Origin of the sequence: Streptomyces dryopteridis (assembly GCF_049606955.1) — a bacterium.
Classification (GTDB): domain Bacteria; phylum Actinomycetota; class Actinomycetes; order Streptomycetales; family Streptomycetaceae; genus Streptomyces.
In genome coordinates, this window is record NZ_CP187114.1 from 1839233 (window position 1) to 1860929 (window position 21697).

The 21697-nt window shown below is 74.1% G+C and carries 20 protein-coding genes; 11 read left to right on the forward strand and 9 right to left on the reverse strand.

Annotated features, from left to right (window positions below; genetic code table 11):
• Window positions 1-5: 5 nt before the first annotated feature.
• Complete coding sequence (locus tag ACN20G_RS34755) at window positions 6-803, reverse strand: YoaK family protein (RefSeq protein WP_424217247.1); 798 nt, start codon at window positions 801-803, stop codon at window positions 6-8.
• 436 nt (window positions 804-1239) lie between these two features.
• On the opposite strand from ACN20G_RS34755, the gene ACN20G_RS34760 reads away from it, so the two are divergent.
• Complete coding sequence (locus ACN20G_RS34760; RefSeq protein ID WP_424217248.1) at window positions 1240-3078, forward strand: serine/threonine-protein kinase; 1839 nt, start codon at window positions 1240-1242, stop codon at window positions 3076-3078.
• Between the two features lie 22 nt (window positions 3079-3100).
• On the opposite strand, the gene ACN20G_RS34765 is transcribed toward ACN20G_RS34760, so the two are convergent.
• Window positions 3101-4207 (reverse strand): DUF5937 family protein, encoded by a 1107-nt coding sequence (locus tag ACN20G_RS34765; protein ID WP_424217249.1) that lies wholly within the window; start codon window positions 4205-4207, stop codon window positions 3101-3103.
• A gap of 174 nt (window positions 4208-4381) precedes the next feature.
• Here ACN20G_RS34765 and ACN20G_RS34770 point away from each other — a divergent pair, with 174 nt between their 5' ends.
• On the forward strand, window positions 4382-5017 hold the full coding sequence (locus ACN20G_RS34770) for a LysE family translocator (RefSeq protein ID WP_424217250.1): 636 nt from the start codon (window positions 4382-4384) through the stop codon (window positions 5015-5017).
• Between the two features lie 39 nt (window positions 5018-5056).
• On the opposite strand, the gene ACN20G_RS34775 is transcribed toward ACN20G_RS34770, so the two are convergent.
• The 3 genes from ACN20G_RS34775 to ACN20G_RS34785 form a co-directional block, all read right to left on the reverse strand.
• Window positions 5057-6478, reverse strand: a complete 1422-nt coding sequence (locus tag ACN20G_RS34775) for a glutamine synthetase (RefSeq protein ID WP_424217251.1) — start codon at window positions 6476-6478, stop codon at window positions 5057-5059.
• A 145-nt stretch (window positions 6479-6623) separates the two neighbouring features.
• Entirely contained in the window at window positions 6624-8108 is a 1485-nt protein-coding gene (locus ACN20G_RS34780; protein ID WP_424217252.1) for a glycoside hydrolase family 6 protein, read from the reverse strand.
• Between the two features lie 148 nt (window positions 8109-8256).
• Complete coding sequence (locus ACN20G_RS34785) at window positions 8257-9189, reverse strand: AraC family transcriptional regulator (protein WP_424217253.1); 933 nt, start codon at window positions 9187-9189, stop codon at window positions 8257-8259.
• Between the two features lie 92 nt (window positions 9190-9281).
• On the opposite strand from ACN20G_RS34785, the gene ACN20G_RS34790 reads away from it, so the two are divergent.
• Complete coding sequence (locus tag ACN20G_RS34790) at window positions 9282-10238, forward strand: NADP-dependent oxidoreductase (protein ID WP_424217254.1); 957 nt, start codon at window positions 9282-9284, stop codon at window positions 10236-10238.
• Here the strand turns inward: ACN20G_RS34790 and ACN20G_RS34795 are convergent.
• Window positions 10225-11079, reverse strand: a complete 855-nt coding sequence (locus tag ACN20G_RS34795; RefSeq protein ID WP_424217255.1) for a helix-turn-helix transcriptional regulator — start codon at window positions 11077-11079, stop codon at window positions 10225-10227. The two genes, ACN20G_RS34790 and ACN20G_RS34795, sit on opposite strands and share 14 nt — an antisense overlap.
• Before the next feature lie 171 nt (window positions 11080-11250).
• Between ACN20G_RS34795 and ACN20G_RS34800 the strand changes: the two genes are divergently transcribed.
• The 5 genes from ACN20G_RS34800 (at window position 11251) to ACN20G_RS34820 (ending at window position 14489) form a co-directional block, all read left to right on the forward strand.
• Entirely contained in the window at window positions 11251-12030 is a 780-nt protein-coding gene (locus ACN20G_RS34800) for an NAD(P)H-dependent oxidoreductase (RefSeq protein WP_424217256.1), read from the forward strand.
• A gap of 108 nt (window positions 12031-12138) precedes the next feature.
• Window positions 12139-12561 carry a hypothetical protein gene (locus ACN20G_RS34805; protein ID WP_424217257.1) on the forward strand — a complete coding sequence of 141 codons (423 nt, stop codon included), beginning with the start codon at window positions 12139-12141 and terminating at the stop codon, window positions 12559-12561.
• Between the two features lie 35 nt (window positions 12562-12596).
• Window positions 12597-13250 carry a DUF7691 family protein gene (locus ACN20G_RS34810; RefSeq protein ID WP_424217258.1) on the forward strand — a complete coding sequence of 218 codons (654 nt, stop codon included), beginning with the start codon at window positions 12597-12599 and terminating at the stop codon, window positions 13248-13250.
• A gap of 210 nt (window positions 13251-13460) precedes the next feature.
• A complete protein-coding gene (locus tag ACN20G_RS34815; protein WP_424217259.1) occupies window positions 13461-13790 on the forward strand; it encodes a WhiB family transcriptional regulator in 330 nt (109 codons plus the stop codon).
• 246 nt (window positions 13791-14036) lie between these two features.
• Window positions 14037-14489, forward strand: a complete 453-nt coding sequence (locus ACN20G_RS34820) for a hypothetical protein (RefSeq protein ID WP_424217260.1) — start codon at window positions 14037-14039, stop codon at window positions 14487-14489.
• Window positions 14490-14514: 25 nt separating this feature from the next.
• Here ACN20G_RS34820 and ACN20G_RS34825 read toward each other — a convergent pair whose 3' ends face one another.
• Window positions 14515-15120 carry a TetR/AcrR family transcriptional regulator gene (locus ACN20G_RS34825; RefSeq protein WP_424217261.1) on the reverse strand — a complete coding sequence of 202 codons (606 nt, stop codon included), beginning with the start codon at window positions 15118-15120 and terminating at the stop codon, window positions 14515-14517.
• 132 nt (window positions 15121-15252) lie between these two features.
• Between ACN20G_RS34825 and ACN20G_RS34830 the strand changes: the two genes are divergently transcribed.
• Entirely contained in the window at window positions 15253-15885 is a 633-nt protein-coding gene (locus ACN20G_RS34830) for an NAD(P)H-dependent oxidoreductase (protein ID WP_424217262.1), read from the forward strand.
• Between the two features lie 21 nt (window positions 15886-15906).
• Here ACN20G_RS34830 and ligA read toward each other — a convergent pair whose 3' ends face one another.
• Together ligA and ACN20G_RS34840 are read right to left on the reverse strand one after the other, a co-directional pair.
• Entirely contained in the window at window positions 15907-17982 is a 2076-nt protein-coding gene (ligA, locus tag ACN20G_RS34835; protein ID WP_424217263.1) for an NAD-dependent DNA ligase LigA, read from the reverse strand.
• The gene (locus tag ACN20G_RS34840) at window positions 17979-18482 is read right to left on the reverse strand and encodes an anthrone oxygenase family protein (protein WP_424217264.1); all 504 of its coding nucleotides are present in this window, start codon (window positions 18480-18482) and stop codon (window positions 17979-17981) included. The genes ligA and ACN20G_RS34840 overlap by 4 nt, the downstream gene beginning before the upstream one ends.
• 112 nt (window positions 18483-18594) lie before the next feature.
• Here ACN20G_RS34840 and ACN20G_RS34845 point away from each other — a divergent pair, with 112 nt between their 5' ends.
• Both ACN20G_RS34845 and ACN20G_RS34850 read left to right on the forward strand, forming a co-directional pair.
• Window positions 18595-19629 carry a hypothetical protein gene (locus ACN20G_RS34845; protein ID WP_424217265.1) on the forward strand — a complete coding sequence of 345 codons (1035 nt, stop codon included), beginning with the start codon at window positions 18595-18597 and terminating at the stop codon, window positions 19627-19629.
• Between the two features lie 160 nt (window positions 19630-19789).
• On the forward strand, window positions 19790-21694 hold the full coding sequence (locus ACN20G_RS34850; protein ID WP_424217266.1) for a glycoside hydrolase family 5 protein: 1905 nt from the start codon (window positions 19790-19792) through the stop codon (window positions 21692-21694).
• The last annotated feature ends 3 nt before the right edge of the window (window positions 21695-21697 follow it).

A 21697-nucleotide genomic window follows, 5' to 3' on the forward strand; every position in this document is an offset into this window, starting at 1 on the left:
TGCGCTCAGACGCCCGCCGACGGAGGCCGCGACGGCCGGGTCCACGGGGCACGCCCGTCCCGTGAACGGCCCGCCACCCACACCACCCCCGCCAACACGAGCACGGCCCCCGCCAACGCGCCCGCCGCCGCCCCCGCGCCGATCACCAGCCCCCCGCCCGCCGCCCCCGCGAACAGGCACACCGTCGACGCGACCCGCGCCCGCACCCCCGACCACGCCGCCGGCCCCGCCCCACCGGCCCGGCGCAGGTCCGCCGCGATCCCCGTGATCGTCATGGTCAACACCGTGGTCGTCAGGTCCGGCACCCCCAACCCCCGCACCGCCGCGTTCTGCAAGCCCACCCCGAACGCCAACACCACGATCAACGCGGCCCGCCCCGCCCCCGGCCCCGGAACCCCCGCGAAGAACACCGCCAGGCCCGCCCCGCCCACCAACACCGCCTGCGCGAGCCCGGCCCGGAACACCAACCGCCCCCGGTGCCCCGTCCGCCGCGCCACCCGCCCGCCCACCAGGGCCCCGCAGAAGAAAGCGCCCAGGGCGAGGGCGGAACCCGCGGCGGACAGCCCCGGACCACCGGTCAGGGACAGCGCGAGCAGCACCACGTTCCCCGTCATGTTGGCCACGAACACGTGCCCCAACACCAGGAACCCGAACGCGTCGACCGCGCCCGCCACCACCGTCAACGCCAACAACAACCCCGGCAACGGCCCGTCCCGCTCCCGCGCCCACCCGACCCCGCCCCACCGCCCGGAGCTCCCCGACCGTCCCGCCCCGGGGACCGCGTCCCCCGCCGCGTGCGCCACCCGCGACCGCCCTTCCGTCCCACCTCACCGACGACCGACACCCACCCTCCCGCTCCCCCCACCCCCCGCCCCGCATCCCCGCCCCGTGTCGCCCCCTTCTCCCGCCGATGCCGCAGCCCCCTCGGAAGCCCGCGCCGGCATGTCGGCGGAAGCGGACCCGACCCGCCGCCTCCGCAGGTCGATTCCGCGCCGGCCCGCACCGCGGTACCGGCCATTCCGTCCCCCACACCCCGCCCGACGGCGTCGCCCGCACCGGTGCGCGTACGCGAAAGCGCAGGTCAGCGAGGTACGGACGGGGTGGGGCTGTCGATCCTCGCCCGGGTGCGGCGGACCGGCCCTTGGTAGCGTCACCCGACGCAAGATCACGGGGCTCCGGGGAGCCCCGGCACGAGGGGGGAGCACCGGGGTGGGCGAGGTCGGAAACGGGGGGCGGCCGATGAGCGACAGGGCGAGCGACACAGCGGCCCCGACGGCGTACTTCAGAGCGTTGACGGGAGAGGATCCGAGGACGGTGGCCGGATACCGCCTCGCCGCCGGACTCGGCGCGGGCGGCATGGGAAAGGTCTACCTCTCGCACACCCCCGGCGGTCGACCCGTGGCGATCAAGGTGATCCGTCCGGAACTCGCCGAGGACCCGGGATTCCGCGGCCGGTTCGCGCAGGAGGTGAGCGCCGCCCAACGGGTCCACGGCCCGTACACCGCGCCCGTGATCGACGCCGGGGCGACCGGACCGACCCCGTGGCTCGCCACGGCCTACGTGCCCGGGCCCACCCTCGCGGCGGCCGTCGCCCGACACGGCGCCCTGCCCACCCACACCGTCCTGACCCTCGTGGCGGGCATCGCCGAGGCGCTCCGGAGCATCCACGACGCGGGCGTCGTGCACCGCGACCTCAAACCGTCCAACGTGCTGCTGGCCCCCGACGGCCCCCGCGTCATCGACTTCGGCATCGCCCGGGCCGCCGACACCACCTCCCTGACGGCGAGCGGGGTCGCGATCGGCACCCCGTCCTTCATGTCACCGGAACAGGCGGCCGGCCGGCGCGTCGGACCCGCCACCGACGTGTTCGCCCTCGGCCAACTCGCCGCGTACGCGGCCCTGGCCGCGCCCGCCTACGGGGACGGGCCCTCGCACGGCGTGCTCTACCGCATCGTGCACGAGGAACCCGACCTGACGGGACTGCCCGAGGAACTGCGGCCCCTGGTCACACGCTGCCTGACCAAGGACCCGACGGAGCGGCCCACCCCGGCCCAACTCCTCGACCTGTGCCGGGCCGGCACCGGTACCGGCGCCGCCGCCGAACGACCGCGAGCGGCGCGAGACTGGCTCCCGGACGCGGTGGCCGCGGAGATCACCGCCCTGCACGACGCGATCCCGAACCCGGTCCCGGCGCCAGGGGAGTACGTGCCCACGATGACCGTGACCCCCGCCGGGGGCACCCCACCCGCACCACCGGCGCCGGCGCCCCCGATGCCCTCGGAGCCGCCCACCCGCACCGCCCCGTCGAGCCACCGCCCGGCCCCGCCCCACCCGCCCGTGCCCGTGCCGAGGGCGACGGTGCCGGGCCACCACCCCCTCCCGGGCTTCGGGCCGCCGCCGCACCCCGCGTACGCCACACCCCCGGCACCCACCCGCGTCCCGCACCCGCCGAGGCCCGTCCCGTACTTCGTCGGCCCGCCCCCGGCCCGCTCGCGCGGCAACCGCGTACTGATCGTGCTCGGCTCCATCGTCGGCGCGCTCATGCTGCTCGCCGGCGGCTGCGTGGCGGTGGGGATCACCGCGACCAAGGAGAACCGCCGCGCCGCGGCGTCCGCCGAATCCGCCGAATCCGGCACGTTCGGCGGGTCCGGCGCAGGAACGGACAACACGAGCCCCCGCCCCCGTACCGACCCCAAGCCCGCGTCCTACCCGGGCCTCGAACTGCCCTTCAACCACCGGATCGAGCTGGGCGACGACCCACTCGTACCCCGTCGAGGGCTGGGCGATGACATGTACTTGTCTTGCGGGCGTGACTGCACGTTCCGGTCGTACGACGATGCCACGTTCGTGCTCCTGGACTCCGAGGAGAAGGGCTCCCTCGAAACCTGCCGCGGCGTCACCCGCTTCACCAACTCCATCGAGAAGGAGATCCTCTCGAAGGGCGCCGAGATCTGCGTGCGGACCGACTCGGGCAACCTGGCCCTGGTCGTCTACCAGGGAACCTCCGGCCCGAAGGAGGCCGCCAGTTACGTGACGCTCGACGTCACGGTCTGGCGCGGAGCCCTCCCGCCCGAATAGCCGCGACCCGGCACGGCGCCCCTCAGGGGGCCGGGGACGTCCCGGACCCCAGGGCCACCAGCGCGCCCGCGATCTCCTCCAGCCGGGCCGCGTCGAGGGAGTACAGCACGTAGTAGCCGTCCCGCCGGGTCGTCGTCAGCCCCGCCCGGGTCAGCTGGTGCAGATGACGCGAGACCACGGACGCGGACAGCCCGAGCAACGAGGCGAGCTCCCGGGTGCTGCGGGCGTGGCCCGCCAGGTGCGCGACGATCTGCAGCCGGGGCGCCGCCGCCAGGGCCTGCAGGGCCGTCAGGGTGTCCGCGTGCCCGGCGGGCCGGGCCACGGCGGCCGGGGTGAGCGGCAGCGCCGGGAACGCGATCCGCACCGGCCACGGATCGTCGCAGGTGACGCGCACGTGGGGCCACGTGTAGTGGCCCGCCGTGAACGTGACCGGCCGCTCCCGGCTCACGTCGATGTCGTGGTCGTGCGGCCGGTCCAGCCGCAGGAGTCGGCGGCCCGGGTCGATGCGGATCTGCGGCACCAGCGTGCGCAACAGCGGGAACAGGCCCTCCCGGGCGATCCGGTCCCCCGCCCACGCGATCGACGCGTACAAGGAGGGCTCGACCCGCTCCCATTCCTCTTCGAACGCGGCCTCCCAGTAGTCCTCCAGGACGGCCAGCACCTCCTCCACGACCCCCGCCGGATCGTCCAGGACCTCGCCCAGCCGCTCCGCCCGTCCCGGGTCCCGCTCTCGCAGCTCGGCGAAGACCTCGGCCCGGACCCGGGGCTCCTCGACCACGTCCCGTCCGGTGTGCCGGGTGGTGTCCACCAGGGTCCGCACGAGTTCGGCGGCCAACACGTCCGCCGGCAGGGCGCGCACGGCCGCGACCCGGTCCGTGAAATCGGCGTCGTGGTCGTCGGCCCGGCACTCGAAGAACGCGGGCACGTAGTCGGCCACCACAAAGCTCCGCTCCCGCAACCGGCGCCGCAACCCGTCCGGCAGCCGACGGCACCGCCGCACCCACGGCACGTGCAGCGCGTGGTGCCCGGGATCGGCGAGCACGTGCCAGGAGTACGCGGCCTCCAGCAGCGGGGAGACGGAGAAGGCGATGTCCTCCTCGGCGGACTCGGTGAAACGCAGCGTGATCACGATTGCAGGATTGCACAATCAGTTGATCCCGGCCCCGCCCGTCGATGAGGCTCGACACCGGATCCGGCCCCACCCGTCTCACCCCCTTCCAGCACCGGACGCGCACCCCGCGGCCCCGCCGCGCACGCCCTCGTGCCCGCCACGCCCCCACGCCCACTTCAGGAACCCCGTCCCATGGTCACCAACGACAGCCTCCTCGCCTTCGCCGCGATGTCCCTCGTCGTCATCGCGATCCCTGGCCCCAGCGTCCTCTTCGTCGTGGGCCGCGCCCTCGCCCACGGCCGCCGCACCGCCCTCGCCACCGTCCTCGGCAACCTGCTGGGCTGCTATTGCCTCGTCCTCGCCGTCGCCCTCGGCCTGGGCGCCCTGGTGAACGCCTCGCCGACCCTCCTCACCGTCGTGAAGCTCGCCGGCGCCGCGTACCTCGTGCACCTCGGCGTGCGGGCCGTGCGACACCGTCACGACACGGGCGCCGCGCCGACCGCCGACGCGCAGGAGCGGCGCGGGGACCTGCGCACGGTCCTGGACGGGCTGCTGGTGGGGGCCACCAACCCCAAGGGGCTGATCTTCTTCGCCGCGGTCCTGCCCCAGTTCGTCGACCCCGGCGCGGGTGCCGTCCCGCTCCAGATGATGACCCTCGGCCTGATCCCGGCCGGGATCGGCCTGGTCTGTGACACGGCCTGGGGTCTGAGCGCCTCCGCCGCCCGCACTTGGTTCGCGGCCTCTCCCGGGCGGCTCGCGGGCATCGGAGCGGCCGGCGGCGTCGCCCTGATCCTCCTCGGCCTCACCCTCGCCGTCACCGGCCCCTGACCGGCCCTTCCCCCTCCCCTTCTCCCTCCCCTCCCCGAGTCAGTACCGGTGTCGGGTCGCGTCGGCGATCGCCTGGGGTTCGGCGTCGGCGAAGAGCGCGATGTCCCCCTCTCGGACGGCCAAGAGGGCCTCGGCGAGCGGCACGCCCAGGGCCGCCGGCAGCACGTCGGAGGCGCGGAACCGGGCCACGGCCTCGGCCAGGGTCACCGGCAGGGGCGGGGCGATCCGCGGGTCGGCCTCCGCCGGGTCCCCGACGACGGGGTCGGGCAGCGCCAGGCCCTCCGCCAGCCCCGCCAACCCGGCCGCGACCACGGAGCCGACCACCAGGTAGGGGCTGGCCGCCGCGTCGAAGCACTTGACCTCCACGTTGGCGGTGGCCGGCCGGCGCGGGTCGCCGGGGATGAACCGCACCGCCGCCTCCCGGTTCTCCACCCCCCAACACGCGTACGCGCCGGACCAGGTGTGCGGGCCCCGCCGCAGGTAGCCGGCCGTGCTGGGATTGCCGATCGCCGACATCGCGGGCAACTCGCTCAGCACCCCGGCGACGAAGGACTCGGCCGGTTCGCTCATGCCGACCGCACGGTCCGGCGCGTGGCACAGGTTCACGCCGTTCCGCCAGAGACTGAAGTGGACGTGCCGCCCGTTGCCCACCTCGCCGATCCGCACCACCGGACCGAAGTTGGCGACCCAGCCCTCGGCCCGGGTGACGGCCCGCACGGTCTCCTGCACCAGCACCACCAGGTCGGCCGCGTGTACCGGGTCCGTCGGGGCGGTGGAGAGCTCGAACTGCCCCGGCGAGTACTCGGGGTGGAGCTGGAGCACGTCCACGCCCTGGGAACGCAGGGCCCGCAGGATCCGGGCCGCGTACCCGCCGGCCGCCGTCAACCGCGCCATGCCGTGACCGGGGCCGTGGAAGGGGCTCGCCGAGTCCTCCTCGGAGAGCGTCACCGTCCATTCCGTCTCGAAGCCCACCCGCAGTTCCAGACCCGCCTCTCGGGCCCGTTCCGTCATCCGTCGGGCGAACAGTCGGTGGCAGCCCGCGTACGGCGCGCCGGACTGCTCGTAGCGGTCGGCCGGGGCCCAGGCCCAGCCGGGGGAGGCGGCGAGCGCGGTCAGCCGCTCCGGGTCCGCGACCATCCGCATGTCCCCGATCGGCCCGCCGATGTGCGCGCTGTTCGTGAACGAGTCGTCGACCAGGGCCACGTCGTACACCGGCGGGTAGCCGACGCCCGAGGTCACCGCGTCCGCCAGCCGGGCCACCGGCACCCCCTTCACCCGGGTGATGCCGGCGTTGTCCACGACCGTGACGGCGATGCCGTGGACCCCGCCGGCCTCCAGGTCGCGTCGGAGCGCGGTCAGGCCCGCGGGTTCGCCTTTGGTCACGCCGTCGGCGGGATCACCGGTGGCAGGGGCGGGGTCGAGGAGGACGGAGGGATCGGGTGCACAGTCGGTGGTAGACACATCACCCACCGTAACTCTGCGTGACCTTGTCCGGGTGATCTCTCACCCCAATGGGTGATTGCGTGTCAACGGACGCTGACCCCGCACACCCCCGCCGAGGGCGAGGAGGCGTGCGGGGGCGTGGGGGGCCGTCGTCGGCCTCCGGTCAGCGACCCTCGATGAGCGCGGTGGCCAGCTCGGGGGAGAAGGCCCCGGCCTTCGGCGACCCGGCCGGGCACTCGCCGGCCTTGTCGCCGTCGGAGTCGCCCGGGTGCTTGATCCACAGGTACGCCTCGGCCGCCGTCCCGTTCCCGAGCCGGGAGGGGATCCCGAGCTTGCGCTTGGTCGGGTTGCAGTAGCCCACGTGCCCGCTGCTCGGGTCGCCGGGCGTCCTCCACCCGCCGTTGCCGTTGCGGGCGCTGTCCACGACCCAGGTGGAGCGGACGCCGAAGTCGCGGAAGACCTGGTCCGTGAGCTTGCGGCCGTAGTCGTCGGAGATCGCGTCGTCGTCGAAGTTGGAGACGTTCACGGAGACGCCCTGGGCCATCGAGACGCCGGAACGGTTCAGCAGGTAGGCCATCCTGGCGAGGCCGATGCCGCCGGGGTTCGTGGTCCACCCGGCGTTGCCGGCGTCCAGGTAGGTCTTGACCAGCGGGTTCTGGGCCTTCAGGTGCTGGTTGGCGTACCACAGCATGTCGAAGCGGGCCTCCAGGCGGTCACCGGAGATGCAGGAGGCGTCGGCCGACTGGGCCACCGCGTCAGGCTCCAGGATCACCACGGCCGGCCGGTCCCCGATCCCGGCCACGAAGGCGTCGATCCACTTCTTGTAGGCGACGGCGTCCGCGCTGCCGCCGCCCGAGGAGCCGCCGCAGTCGCGGCCGGGGATGTTGTAGGCGACCAGGACCGGCACCTTCCCGGTCGCGGCGGCCCCCGTCGTGTAGGCGGAGACCTCCCCGGTGACGTCCTTGGTCCAGTCCCCGAACCACTTCACCGCGGCCTTCTCGGCGATCTCGGTGCGGATCCGCGCGGCGCGCGGGTCGCCGGGGTTCTGGGCCACCCAGGTCGCGGCGTTGTTGTTCGGGTCGACGTAGAAGCCCTCCCGGGCGGTGGAGGTGGTCAGTTCGACGTTGTCGAAGGTCACGTCCACGGCGGCGGGTCGGCCGCCGACCTGGAAGGTCACCTGCCCGGCGGGCGCGTCCACGGTGGACACGAACGAGAAGGTGAAGCGCCGGTTCGCGGTGTCGAGTTCGACCGTGCGGTCCAGCGGCGCGGTCCAGGGTGCCGCTCCGAGCTGGACCGTGGAACGGATCCGGGTGCCGGCGGCGGAGGCCCTCGCGTCGAAGGACAGGGTGTACGCGACGCCCTTGCGCAGCAGCGGCCCGTCCTGGCCCACCACGGCGTCCCAGGGGTTGGCGGTGCCCGCGGCCACCCCCACCTTCAGGGCCCCGCCCGTCGCGGCCATCGTGGTGCCCGGGCCGTTCCACCAGCCGGTGGACGAGCCGGTGAAGGAGCCGTTCACGACCAGGTCGCCGTAGGTCGGCTTGGCGGGGGCCGGCGCGGCGTCGGCGGACGGCGTCAGGGCGAGGACCAGGGCCACGACGGTCGGCGGAAGCAGCGCGCTCGTCAATCGCTTCCGGGATATTCGTGTCACGGGACAGGGGTCCTCTCGCTACCGCCACGCGGCGTCTCCGCGTGGTCCGGACCAACTCTGGGCACCGGAACCACCGCCCTGAAAGACGCTTTTCAGACAGTCCGACCGAAATAAGCCCGCATGAAGCGGAATTCGAGGACACGTCACCTCACGGGCCCGCCCGCCGGTACGCCCCCGGAGCGATCCCGTGGGCCCGTTTGAACGCGTGGGCGAACGCGAACTCGGAGGCGTAGCCCACCCGAGCGGCGACGATCCGCAACGGCGCGTCCGACGTGCGCAGCAGCCGCGCCGCCGTCGTCATCCGCCACCAGGTCAGATACGCCAGCGGCGGCCGACCGACCAACGCGGCGAAACGCCGCGCGAAGGGCGCCCGCGAGATCCCCGCCCGCGCGGCGAGCCCCGCCACCGTCCACGGCGCCGCCGGATCCCGGTGCACGGCGTGCAGGGCCGCCGAGACCACCGGATCGTTCAACGCGGCGGCCCACCCCGTGCCCGCGCCCCGCGCCGACTCCTCGCCGAACCACCCGCGCAGCACGTACAGCAACAGGGTGTCCAACAACGCCGGAACCGCCGCGTCCGTGCCCAGACCCGGGTTCTCCACCTCGGCCGCCAACAGGTCGATCGCCGCCCGCAACCGCGGATCCCGGTCGGGCCGGGCCGGCAGGTGGAGCACGTCCGGCAGGGTCAGCAGCAACGGGTGCGCGCGGGAGGGGTCGAGCCGGTAGGCCCCGCAGAGCAACGCCGTGGCCGGACCACCCCGGCCGCTCGGATCGACCCGGTCCGACACGTGCACCGGACGAGGGTCCCCGGGGCCGCAGGCGGCGGCCGTCGCCAGGCCGTCGACGTCGTCGGCCAGGGTGTGCCCACTGCCGTGCGGCAGGAACACCACGTCGCCCGCGCCCAGTCGGACCGGCTCCCCGCCCGCCGGCAGCAGCACGCAGGAACCCCGCAGGACCACCTGGAACCCCGCCGACCCGGGCACGCCGGCGAACTCCTGCCCCCACGGCGCGTGCCACACCACGTGCGCCGAGCGGGGCAGACCGGTGCGCGTCACGGCGATCACGTCGCTCAGTACGTCCATGTGGGCCGAGCGTACGGGCGCGAGACGCTCACGCATGAACCGGGGTCTTCACGCGCATGGTTCGTCTCGCCGAGCGCCCATAGGTTCAGGGCATGACGAATCAGCGGAAGAATCCCGACCCGACCATGAGGACCGCCCGCGTCCACGCCCACGGCGGCCCCGCCGTGATCCGCACCGAGGTCGTCCCCCGCCCCCGCCCGGCCCCCGGCGAGGTGCTCGTGCGGGTGGCCGCGACCTCGTTCAACCCCACCGAGGCCGCCCAGCGGGCCGGACTGCTCCGCGCCTTCCTGCCCGTGCCGCTGCCCTACGCGCCGGGCTGGGACGTGGCCGGCACCGTGGTCGCACGAGGCCCGGGCACGACGGGCCCGGCCGTCGGCGACCGGGTCGTCGGCCGGTTCGACGGCGGGGGCGCGGCCGCCGAGTACGTGTCGGTCCCCGCCGACCTGCTGGTCCCGGCACCCCGCTCCGTCCCCCTCGCGTACGCCGCCGCCCTGCCCGTGGCCGGGCTGACGGCCTGGCAGGCCGTCTTCGAGCACGGCGGGACGAGGCCCGGTCAGCGGGTCCTGGTCAACGGGGCGGGCGGCGGGGTCGGGGGCTTCGCGACCCAGCTCGCCAAACACGCCGGCGCGGAGGTCCTCGCGACGGCCGGCCCCCGGAGCGCGGCGGCGGTCCGGGAACACGGGGCGGACCGGGTGATCGACCACACCGCGGGCCCGTTGGCCGCCGCGCTCGACGCCCCCGTCGACCTCCTGCTCAACCTGGTCCCGCTGGCCCCGCCGGCCGCCGAGGCCCTGGTCCCCCTGGTGCGGCGGGGCGGACGGATCGTCTCGATCGCGACCCCGGTCGAACCGGCCGCCGACACCGGAGTGAGCGCCATGCACTTCGTGGCGCGCAACGACCGCGCGCAACTGTCGGAGCTCGTGGGACTCGTCGACGCGGGCGTCGTCCGCATCGACGTCGGCGAGGTCCGCCCGCTGACCGAGCTGGCCGAGGTGCACCGCCTGAGCGAGTCCGGCGGGATCCGCGGCAAGGTCCTCATCGTCCCCTGAGCCCGGCCGGCGCCGCGGTGCTCGCGCCCGTGTCGGGGTCCGCTTCGAGGGACGCGAGCAGGCGCAGACCGTCCTGCGCCGCGGTGCCGGGGGCGGCGGACAGCACGATCATCTCCATGCCGGGGTTGTCGGGCAGCGCGAAGTTCTCCTGATGCAGCTCCAGGAGCCCGACCATGGGGTGCCGGTACGCCTTGCGCCCGTGCGCGCGCGCCCGCACGTCCGCGCGGGCCCACAGCCGGCGGAAGCGCTCGCTGCCCATGGACAACTCCCCGATGAGGGTGGCGAGCCGGGTGTCGTCCGGGTGGGTGCCGGCCGCCAGCCGGAGGTGGCCGACCACGTCGCGGGTGCAGGACTCCCAGTCCGCGTACAGACCGCGTTCGGTCTCGTCCAGGAAGATGTGCCGCGCGGTGTTCATGCCGGGCACTGACCGGCCGAACAGGAGCCGGGCGAGGGGGTTCGCGGCCACGACGTCGAGCCGGTGGTCGATCACGAACGCGGGCGCGCCGGAGATCAGGTCCAGCACCCGGGCCACCTCCGGACGGACCCGCCCGCCGTTGGCGCGGGCACGCGGCCGGGGCTGCCGGGCGAGCCGCCCGAGGTGCTCGCGTTCGGTGGCGTCCAGCTCCAGGACCCTGCCGAGCGCGTCGAGGACCTGCTCGGAGGGCTGGTTGGCGCGCCCCTGCTCCAGGCGCACGTAGTAGTCGAAGCTCACGCCGGACAGGTGCGCGACCTCCTCGCGCCGCAGCCCGCGCACCCGACGCCGGGTGTCGAGCGGTATGCCCACGCTCGCCGGGTCGATCCGGGAGCGTCGTGTGCGAAGGAAACCCGCGAGATCGTCCATGCCCACGAGTATGCCCAAGGCACCCGCGCGCCCGGCCGGCCCTGTCGGTACCAGGAAGTCCGGTCCGAGGAAGTCACGCCCCTGAACGCCGCGCCCTCGAACCCGCAGGATCGGGACGTTCCCGACCGGCCGCCCCGGCCGACGCCCTCCCGACACCCGCAGGAGTTCCCCGTGAAGACCCTCATCGTCCACGCCCACCCGGAACCGCACTCCCTGAACGGCTCGTTGACCGAGATCGCCGTCACGACCCTGACGGAGGCGGGGCACGAGGTGCGGGTCAGCGACCTGTACCGGATGGGCTGGAAGGCCGTCGTGGACGCCGCCGACTACGGCCCGCACGCCTCCTCCCCGCTGAAGGTCGCCCGGGACTCGGGCCGGGCCTTCGACGCCGGAACCCTGACCGAGGACGTCCGGGCCGAGCAGGAGAAGCTGCTGTGGGCGGACACGATCATCTTCCAGTTCCCGCTGTGGTGGTACACGATGCCCGCGATCCTCAAGGGCTGGGTGGACCGCGTGTTCACCTTCCACTTCGCCTACGGAGTCGGCGAGCACAGCGACACCAAGTACGGGGAGCGCTTCGGCGAGGGCACCCTCGCCGGCCGGCGGGCGATGCTCTCGGTCACGGTCGGCGGCCCCGCCTCCCACTACTCCGACCGCGGCATCAACGGCCCCATCGAGGACGTCCTCTTCCCCATCCACCACGGCATCCTCTACTACCCGGGACTCGACGTGCTGCCCCCGTTCGTGCTCCACGGCACCGACCGCACCACGGAGGCCGATCACCCGGCGATCGCGGCGGCGTGGCGGGAGCGGCTCCTCGCCCTGGAGACCACCGAGCCGATCCCCTTCCGCCGGCAGAACTTCGGGGACTACGAGATCCCCTCCCTGCGCCTGAGGGAAGGACTCGAACCCGCCGGCCGCGCGGGCTTCGCCCTCCACACCCGGGGCTGACCCGGCCGCGGCAGCCGTCCCACCCCTCCCGGGAGGCGGCCCGTCCGGGTAACGTCGGGCCCCGCGCACCTCACGCCCCCGACGCCCGCCGTCCGCGAAGGAGTCCCGTTGCGTCCCCTGCCCCGTTCCTCGGCCGGTTGGACCATGGCGGTCTTCGGCTTCCTGGCCGCCGCCCTGGGGGTGGTGGGGTTGATCTCGCCCGAGGTCCTGATCCGGCTGATGGGCTTTCCCACCGCGCCGGTGGGCGGGCGCGCGGCCGGTGACCACACGGTGGTCTTCGCGACGGCCTCGTCCATGGCCGCGCTCAACATGGGGGTCTACTACCTGCTGGCCGCCGCCTCCGACTGGCGGCCCTTCTTCCGCTGGACCGTGCCGTTCCGGCTGCTCACCTGCGCCGTCTTCACCCTCGCCGTGCTCGGTGGCCGGGCCCCCGCCGGTTTCCTCGGGGTCGGCCTGTGGGAGGGGGCGGGCGCCGTCGCGACCGCCCTGGCCCTGCGGGTGGACGCCGCCCGAGGGCGCGGGGCGGTCTAGACGGCCTGTCGGAGGGGCCTGGCACCATGCGGTCCATGAGCAAAGTCGTGAACTACAGCATGGCCAACCCCGGCCGCGTCCTGCGTTTCCTGCCCGTCGTCGAGCCGACCGAGGACGAGACGCGACTCATGGGTCTGATGCGGGAGGCGGCGGCGGACCGTCAGGACGACCTGGACCGGCAGGGGGTGGACTGGGGACTGTCGGTGCCGAAGGCCCTGGAGGGCCTGTTCGCCGGTCGCGCCGAGTCGGACGCGGAGCATGCCGGATGCGCCTACCACACGGCCCTCCAGATCGTCATCGACCACAACGCGAGCGACCCGGACACCCTGGGCAGCTACCGCAGCCCGAGCACCTTCTTCGGCGTCCTCGACAAGGCCCTGGCCGAACTCGGGGTGCCCGCTGACCTGTTGCCGTACCAGTACGTGTACAGCGGATGGGCCGACGAGGTCCCGTTCCCCGTCCCGTACCCCACCGACGGCTCCCCGGAAATAGGCAGTTGGCCGCTGGCGAAGGCGGTCCCGGCGATCGAGGCGTACCGCGCGGTGCACGACGCGATCGACGCCGACCTTCGTTACGACCTGGGCCTGTTGACGGAGGCCCTGGACGGCTGGGCCTCGGAGTGGAAGGACGGCGAGGGCGCCTGGTGGTGGGCCCCCGACGGCGCGATCTTCTTCTCGATCACGGGCTGACCGCACGCCGACCCGGTGCCTGCCCGCCGCCGAGCCCCGCCCGTTCGCACCCCCGGCCGGGGCTCGGGCTCGGAATCGGACGGGTTCACCCGATCGGGTCATCTCCCGCCGTGAGACGTTTGTCCACCGATCCGCTTGTCCTATCGTCGCGACACCTGCTGTCAGAACGCACGGGGCCGTCACGAGGCCCGGGGAGAAGGGGCATCATCCATGGGGTCGTCGGAACGTCACCGGGAATGGATCGTCAGCGCCGCCTGTCGCGGCCTCGACCCCGACATCCTCTTCGTTGACGGCGCCGCCCAACACCAGGCGAAGGCGGTGTGCGCCGGCTGCCCCGTGCGCACGGAATGCCTCGCCCACGCCCTCGACCGCAGGATCGAGCACGGCGTCTGGGGCGGCATGACGGAACGCGAACGCAGGGCCCTGCTGCGCCGGCGGCCCCTCGTCACCTCCTGGCGTCGCCTGCTCGACGCCGCCCGCGAGGAACACCACCGCCACGCCACCACCCCCACCACCCACCTCGACCGAGTCGCGGGCTGACCCCGGTGCCCGTCCCACCGGCGCCCCACACACCCGCCTAGTGACCCTCCGCGGCGACCCGGCCCCGGGAATCCGCGACCGCGCCCCAGGCCCGACCCCCGTTCGAGCCCGGCGCAGGAGGCGAAAGGCACTGAAGGGCGGGACCATCGGTGCGCGCCTCGTTCCGTGCGAGGAGTAGCGTCGTTTTCGCCCCGCCGGCGACCCGTACGGCCCGTCGCACCGATCACGCCCCACCCAGAGGACCCCATGCATCCCGGCAGCACGCCCCTCCCCATCCCGCGGGACGCGCGGTTGCCGCGCGGATTGCGGGGCACGCGCACGGCGCTGTTCGCGGCCGGCGCCCTCAACGCCGTCGCGGGGGTCCTCTACATGGTGACCGCCGCCGTCGTCCACACCGGGCAGGGCCCGCACGCCACCGGCCTCCGGCCGGCCGCGCTGATCCTCAGCGGGGGCATCACCCTCGTCCTCGCCGCCGCGGGCTTCGTCCTCGCGGCCCGCTTCCGCGCCGGGGGCCGGGGCGTGCGCCTGGGGGCGGTGGTCTACGGCGCCGTCCTCGCCCTCAACGGGGCGATCGGCCTGCTCGCCGGCGACGCCGTCTCCGTCGTCGGCATCGCCCTGGGCGCCGGCATCCTCATCAAGAGTCTCGGCGCGGAGGCCGTGACCCACTTCAACCACCCCACGACCCTCACCCCCCTCTGAGCCCCACCCTCCGTGACCCCTGGCCTCAGCGGGCGATGCGTTCGATCAGGGCCTGCCAGCTGTCGGTGAGGAGGCGCTCGACCTCGCCGGCCGGCGGGCCGCTCTCCTCGCTCATCGACAGGTAGAGCACCACGGGGCCCTCCAGCGCCGCCGTGAGCTGCACGGCGAGGCCGTCGAGGTCGGGCATCGGCACCCGGGCCCGGCCGAGCAGCATGCGGATGTGCACCTGGGACACGGACACGACCGGGTGGGACGGGTTGCGGTCGATGCCGGCGCGGGCGATGGCCCGGTGTTCGAGGAGGAACGAGATCCGGGCCCGGCCGTAGGCGACGAGGCGGGCGACCGGGTCGGCGTCCGGCCCCAGGGGCGGGGGACCGGAGAGGACCTGCTGCTGGAACCGCGTCTCCACGTCGTCCAGCAGCGCCCGGAAGATCCCGGCGCGGGTCTCGAAGCGGCGGAAGACGGTGCCCTTGCCGAGCCCGGCGCGTTCGGCCAGCCCGTCCATCGTCAGGCTCTCCACGCCGTACTCCGCGATCATCTCGCGGGCGGTCTCCAGCAGGTGCACGCGATTGCGGACCGCGTCGGCGCGCTCGGCACGCGGCTTTCCGAAGGGCACGACAGAAGGGGTCACGGCTCAAATCTATCGTGCGGAATAGTAAACGGGGTGAAGTCCGTTTAGGCTGTCGAGTGGAAGGACCGAGGCCACCACGCCACCGGCCCGTTCCCCCTTTGCCACTCCCATGTCTCTCGTGAGGACCACGCCGTGAACCTGTTCCGTCTGGACGCCAGCATCCTGCCCACCACCTCCACGAGCGCCGAGATAGCCGACAAGGCCGAGGCCGAATGGCGCGCCGCGCACCCCGACGGCACCGTCACCCGGCGCCGGCTCGGCACCGAACCCCTCCCCGCCGACGCCTGGGCCCTCGCCACCACCGCCTCCTTCACCCCCGAGGAAGCGCGCACCCCGGCCCAGCTCACCGCCCTCGCCCTGGCCGCCGAACTCGCCGAGGAACTCCGCGCCGCCGACGCCGCGATCCTCGCCGTCCCCTTCTACAACTTCGGCGTCTCCCAGCACTTCAAGACCTGGGCCGATCTCGTCATCGCGGGCGCCGGCCCCACCACCCCCCTCCTCCAGGGCACCCCCACCCTGCTGGTCACCACCCTCGGCGGCGGCTACGGCCCCGGCACCCCGCGCGAGGGCTGGGACCACTCCACCCCCTACCTGGAGCGCATCCTCGCCGACGTGTGGCAGGCGGAGCTCACGCTCGTCAAGCGCGAGCTCACCCTCGCCGCCACCACCCCCGGCATGGAAGCCCTCAAGGACATCGCCGCCGAGCAGCACGCCCGCGCCCTGACCGCGGCCGGTGAGGCCGGCCGCGTCCTCGCCGGCATCTGACCCCCGCCCTCCCACACCCCTTCAGTCGCGGGGGAGGAGGTCGACGACGAGAGCGGCGAACTCCTCCGGGCCGAGCACGCGCACGCCCAACTCCTCGGCCTTGGCCCGCTTGGACCCGGCCTTCTCCCCCGCGACGAGCAGCGTGGTGCGCTTGGACACCGACGACGACGCCTTCCCTCCGGCCCGCTCGATCAGCTCGTTCATCTCGGTGCGCGAGAGGGCTGCCAGGGGGCCCGTCATCGATCCGGTCACCACCACGGCCTCGCCCGCCAACGGCCCGGCCGCCTCGCCCGCGCCGCCGGAGCCCTCCGCGCCGTCCGCCGCCTCGGGCCCGGCGCCCGAGGGGGCCCGGGGCGCGGTGACCGCCGTGCCCACCCCCTGGGCCCGGAGTCGGTCCAGGAGCGGGGCGAGTTCCACGAGTTCGGCCGCGATGACGCGGGCCTTCTCGACGCCGATGCCGTCCACCTCCGCCAGGGCCTCGGCGTCGGCGGCCCGGATGGCGTCCATCGATCCGAAGTGCGCGGCGATCCGTCGGGACATCGTGCGGCCCGTGCCGCGGACGCCGAGGGCGCAGAACACCCGGTTCAACGCGGCGGCCCGCGCGGTCTCGATCGCGGCGAGGAGGTTCGTCGCGCTGGTCTCGCCCATCCGCTCCAGCCCCAAGAGCTGCTCGCGGGTCAGCGTGAACAGATCGGCGAGGTCCTTGACCAGGCCGGCCTCCACCAACTGCACCGCCCGGGTGCCGCCCAGGCCCTCGATGTCGAGCTGGTCCCGCCCGGCCGCGTAGATCACCGAGGCCACGGCCTGGCAGTTCCGTCCGCGCACGCACCGCCAGCGCTGTTCGGAGGTGTCGATCGCGTCCCCGCAGCGCGGACAGACCTCGGGGAACACGATCGGGGTCTCGGCGCCGGTGCGTTCCTCCGTCAACGGAGCCTCGACCCGGGGGATCACGTCGCCGGCGCGCCGCACGAACACCCGGTCGCCGAGTCTGAGGTCCCGGCGGCCGATGTCGGCCGGGTTGTGCAGGGTCGCGTACGTGACCGTGACCCCGTCGATGACCACCGGCTCCAGCACGGCGCGCGGGGCGATGATGCCGGTGCGGCCGACGTTCCACTCCACCGCCACCAGCCGCGTCACCTTGTGTTCGGCCGCCAGCTTCCGTGCCACCGCCCACCGGGGGGCGCGCGAGCCGCTGCCCGCGTCCCGCTGGTCGGCGGCCGCGTCGGCCTTGACCACCACCCCGTCGATGCCGAACGGCAACTCGGCGCGCAGGGCCGCGATCGCGTCGACGCGTTCCCGCACCCGCTGCGGGCTCTCGCAGTACATCGGCGCGGCGGCCGTGCCGGCGGCCGTGTGCGCGCCCAGCGCCGCCAGGGTCTCCAGCAGGGCGGTGTGCCCGAGCTCGTCCAGGCCGATCGCGCCGTAGGCGAAGAACGTGAGTTCGATCCGGTAGGGCCGGTCCTTCGCCCGCAGCGTGCCGGCCGCCCCGCTGCGCGGATGCGCGAACGGCGTCGCCCCGTGCGCGAGCCGGATCCGATTGGCCTCCTCGAACTGGGCCGTCGTCAGCAGCACCTCGCCGCGCAGTTCGACGTCCACCGGCTCGGTGAGCACGGCCGGCAGGCCCAGCACGGCGTCGGCCGCGTGCGTGATGTCCTCACCGGCCAGCCCGTCGCCCCGGGTCAGCACCCGCGTCAGCCGCCCGCCCCGGTACCGGGCCGCGATCGCCAGCCCGTCCAGCTTGGGCTCCACGCACCAGCCGGCCACCGGACGCCCCAGCCGCCGTTCCAACCCGGCCGCCCACTCGTCGAGTTCCGCGGCGTCGAAGACGTTGTCCAACGACAACATGGGCACCGTGTGCGGCACGTCGCCCCCGACCGCGCCGCCGGCCACCTTCCCGGTCGGCGAATCGGCGCGCACCTCCTCCGGATGGGCCTCCTCGTAGGCGGCGATGGCACGCAGCAACGCGTCGTACTCGTCGTCCCCCAGCGGGGTGGTCCCGTCGCCGTAGTACGCGGCCGACGCCGCCACGGCGCCGGTGACGGCCTCGACGTAGGCGGCAGGGGTGAGCAGGGCACTGTTCTCGGTCATGGGGGTCATCCTGAGCTCCCGCACTGACAACGGGCCTCGACGCGGCCGAGGGCCGTGAGGACGAGGAGGGTGAAGGCCGCGAGGGCGGTGAGCGTCCTCAGGTCGTTGAAGAGTTCCCAGCGGCGCAGGATCTCCGCGTGGTCCGCGGGCACCGGGCCGAGGGCCCACTGTTTGATCCGGCCGTTGATCGGCACGTTCCCGAGCCGGGTGATCAGGAAGGACCCGAGGGTCAGCAGGGCCGCCGCGCCGGCCGCGAGCCGCGTACGGCCCCGGGCCAGGACCGCCAGGGCCAGGGAACCCACGGTCGACACGGCCATGGCCGCCTGCATGGTGATCCCGTTGGTCTTCATCAGCTCGGCGTGGAACGACAGACGCGTCTCCAACGGCACGGCGTTGAACGTGGGGACGAGGTTGGCCGCCCCGTAGCCGAAGGCCCCGGCGAGGAGGCCGGTGGCGAGCAGCGCGATCGCGTGGACGACGCGCAGGGTCCCGGCGGACGGTGTCTTCATGGTGGTGACCACTCCCTGGCAGGCGGGCGCCCGTCGCCCGCTCACCCCTCCTGACGAGACAACCCCCCTGGTTGTGAGCCGCGTTGTCGGTGCCCCTCCCTACCCTGACGTCATGACGATCACCGAACACACCCTCGCGGCGGCCTGGCGCGAGGCCGCCGCCGCGCACCCCCCGCTCCGCGACCTGCCGCCGCCGCTCCTGGTGCACACCGAGGACGAGGTGGACCGATGGTCCGAGCACGCCGAGACGGAGGAGGATGCTGCCCCCTGCGTGCTGCTGGAGGCGGACGGCACCGCGCGCGTCCACGACGGCCCCTGGCGGGAACTCCTCGCCACCCGCGATCTCGACCGGGCGCTGTACCTGATCGCCGAGGCCGCGCTGGGCCGGCGCGCCGCCCCCGAGGAGACGGCGCTCGCGCTGGAACGGATCGACCCGACCTGGGGCGCCCGGTTCCGCACCGGCTCCCTGGACGCGACGGAGACCCCCGCGCCCTGCGGACGCGACCCCCTGGACGGGTTCGCCTGGATCGCCCGCACCTGGCGCGAGCAACACCCGTACACGGAGCTCGTCTTCCACCGCGCCGCACCCGGACGCAGCGTCGACCCCGAATCCCTGGCCCTGCTGTACGGGGCCGACCCGGAGCAGGTCGCGAACGGCACCCGCCTCAAGGACCTGTGGGCCCCGGACGACGGCCGGACCCACCAGGACCGGCAGTGGAAGAGCTGCTGTTTCGGACAGGTCGGCGCGTGGACCTACCTGCTGCACCACGAGACCCCGCCGGGCGCCTACGCCGACAAGGAGGCGTACGCGGCGCTCGGGATCGAGGAGAGCGTCTTCCTGTCCGCGACCATGGCCAAGGCCATCTACACCGTCGACCACATACGGCACGGCCGCCGCCTCGACGACGACGAGGGCGTCTTCGAACTCATCTGGTACGACCGGGGCCGCGCCCCGCACCCGCGCACCGGCGAACTGGACTTCGTCAACCGGGCCCTGCGCCGCGCCGAGATGGACCATCCGGAGCTCACGGACGAGTTCGCCCTGTACTTCCACGCCCTGGAAGAGGCCCTGGGCATCGGCCTGCCGCGCCACGAGTTCGAGGCCGGCCTGGTCCGGACCGCCTACTGGGCCGAACCCCGGGAGTGAGCGGTGGGGGCGGGCACGCCGGGGCGGGGCGGTGGGCGGGGCGCCGGCGGAACGCTGTCGTCCGCCGCGCGCTTGCCGGTTCAATGCGTCCGACCGCTCGACAGCAGGGCCCGACGTCCACACATGTGAACACGTCGCCCCCCGGCCCGCGAAGGACCCCATGAAGAAGACCCTCCTCGGCGCGGTGCTCCTCGGCGGCCTGCTCGCCGGGACGCTCGCCGCGCCCTCCGGCGCCGCCCCCGCGCCCGACCCCGTGCCGGCCCCCGCCCCCGGCACGGCCGCCCCGGCGGCCGACTGGAAGCCCCCGCTCAGCACCCGCGGCCGGTACGTCGTGGACGCCGAGGGCAACCGCTTCAAACTCAGATCGGGCAACTGGCAGGGCGCGCAGGGATCGTGGAACGGCTCCGGGAACATCGACGACCCCGCGAACCACCACGACGCCGAGAAGGCCGACCAGATGCCCCTGGGCCTGGACCGGGCACCCGTGGCCACGATCCTCGCCGACTTCCGCCGGCTCGGCCTCAACAGCGTCCGCCTGCCCTACTCCAACGAGATGCTGCACGACACCCGTCCCGTGTCCGACGCCTCCGTCGCCGCCAACCCGCACCTGCGCGGCAAGACCCCCCTCCAGGTGCTCGACTCGGTGATCGCCGCCACGACCTCCGAGGGCTTCGCGGTGGTGCTGAACAACCACACCAACACCTCCCGCTTCTGCTGCGGACTCGACGGCAACGAACGCTGGAACACCGGCCAGAGCACCGCCCAGTGGGAGGCCGACTGGCTGATGCTGGCCAAGCGCTACAAGGACGACAAGCGGGTCGTCGGCGCCGACCTCTACAACGAGGTGCGCCGCACCGTCACCGACGACGCGAACTGGAACGGGGGCGACGACCACGACTGGTGGGCCGCCTCCCAACGCCTGGCCGACCGGATCCTCACCGAGGCCAACCCCGACCTGCTGATCATCGTCGAGGGCATCAACTGGCAGGGCATCCCCGCCGACGGCCTGCCCCACGGACGCCCCACCCTGGAACCCGTGCGCACCCTCTCGCACACCCTCGTCGCCTCCGACAAACTCGTCTACTCGGCCCACTTCTACGGCTACACCGGCCCCCGGCACACCGGGGCCACCGGCGCCGGCGAGACCCACGACTGGCGCTACCAGGAACTCTCGCGCGAGGACCTGTTCGCGACCCTGCGCGGCCAGGCCCTCTACGTGGCCGCCGACACCGGCCGGCACTACACGGCGCCCGTGTGGATCAGCGAGTTCGGCATCGGCGCGGGCGAGAACAACCCGCAGGCCCGCACCTGGTTCGGGAACTTCGTCGACTACCTCGTCGAGAACGACACGGACTTCGCCTACTGGCCCCTGGTCGGGTTCACCGGCCACGGGGACTGGAAACTCCTCGACTACGACACCGCCGGCCGCCGCTCCGGGGTCCTCGACGGGGCCGACTGGCGCGCCCCGCACTGGAACCGCCTCGTCGGCGCCCCCTCCCGCACCGGGCCGATCCCGACCACCGAGCGGTGGAACATGCTCAACCTCGACCACGCCGACGCCGTGCGGTCACGGCGCGCCCGCGCCGCCGGCGACTGGGACTCCGGCGCCCGCAAGGGCGTCTGCCCCGACGGACAACGACTCGTCGGCCTCTCCCACCGCGACGGCCGCGGCCTGTGCACCGACGCGCGGGCCCCCGGCCTCCTCGCCCCGACCGGCGCGTTCACCACCGTGAAGGACGAACGCTTCGTCCAGCAGGGCGACTGGGCGGGCGGGTACACCAAGTTCCAGTGCCCGCGCGACCAGTTCCTGATCGGCTACGCCGTCCGCACCCAACAGACCTCCGGCGTGCTGTGCGCCCCGGCCTCCCGCGCCCTGCCCACGACGGGCCGCACGGTCTGGTTCGACCGCGCCGACAACCTCCCGCCCGGCGCCCCCGGCGGCGAGTTCGCCCACGGCAACCTCAAGGGCCAGTGCGCCGAGGACGAGTACGCGGCCGGCGTCGCCTTCACCGGCGCCTGGGCCAAGGGCAAGACCCCCGACGCCCTGCTCTGCCGCCCGCTGTGACCC

What these genes read in the sequence shown, in the direction of transcription:
- ACN20G_RS34850 (WP_424217266.1), top strand. Translation starts at nt 19,790, where the DNA reads ATGAAGAAGACCCTCCTCGGCGCGGTGCTCCTCGGCGGCCTGCTCGCC.
- ACN20G_RS34815 (WP_424217259.1), top strand. Translation starts at nt 13,461, where the DNA reads ATGGGGTCGTCGGAACGTCACCGGGAATGGATCGTCAGCGCCGCCTGT.
- ACN20G_RS34770 (WP_424217250.1), top strand. Translation starts at nt 4,382, where the DNA reads ATGGTCACCAACGACAGCCTCCTCGCCTTCGCCGCGATGTCCCTCGTC.
- ACN20G_RS34785 (WP_424217253.1), bottom strand. Translation starts at nt 9,189, where the DNA reads ATGGACGTACTGAGCGACGTGATCGCCGTGACGCGCACCGGTCTGCCC.
- ACN20G_RS34760 (WP_424217248.1), top strand. Translation starts at nt 1,240, where the DNA reads ATGAGCGACAGGGCGAGCGACACAGCGGCCCCGACGGCGTACTTCAGA.
- ACN20G_RS34810 (WP_424217258.1), top strand. Translation starts at nt 12,597, where the DNA reads ATGAGCAAAGTCGTGAACTACAGCATGGCCAACCCCGGCCGCGTCCTG.
- ligA (WP_424217263.1), bottom strand. Translation starts at nt 17,982, where the DNA reads ATGACCCCCATGACCGAGAACAGTGCCCTGCTCACCCCTGCCGCCTAC.
- ACN20G_RS34795 (WP_424217255.1), bottom strand. Translation starts at nt 11,079, where the DNA reads ATGGACGATCTCGCGGGTTTCCTTCGCACACGACGCTCCCGGATCGAC.
- ACN20G_RS34790 (WP_424217254.1), top strand. Translation starts at nt 9,282, where the DNA reads ATGACGAATCAGCGGAAGAATCCCGACCCGACCATGAGGACCGCCCGC.
- ACN20G_RS34845 (WP_424217265.1), top strand. Translation starts at nt 18,595, where the DNA reads ATGACGATCACCGAACACACCCTCGCGGCGGCCTGGCGCGAGGCCGCC.
- ACN20G_RS34820 (WP_424217260.1), top strand. Translation starts at nt 14,037, where the DNA reads ATGCATCCCGGCAGCACGCCCCTCCCCATCCCGCGGGACGCGCGGTTG.
- ACN20G_RS34840 (WP_424217264.1), bottom strand. Translation starts at nt 18,482, where the DNA reads ATGAAGACACCGTCCGCCGGGACCCTGCGCGTCGTCCACGCGATCGCG.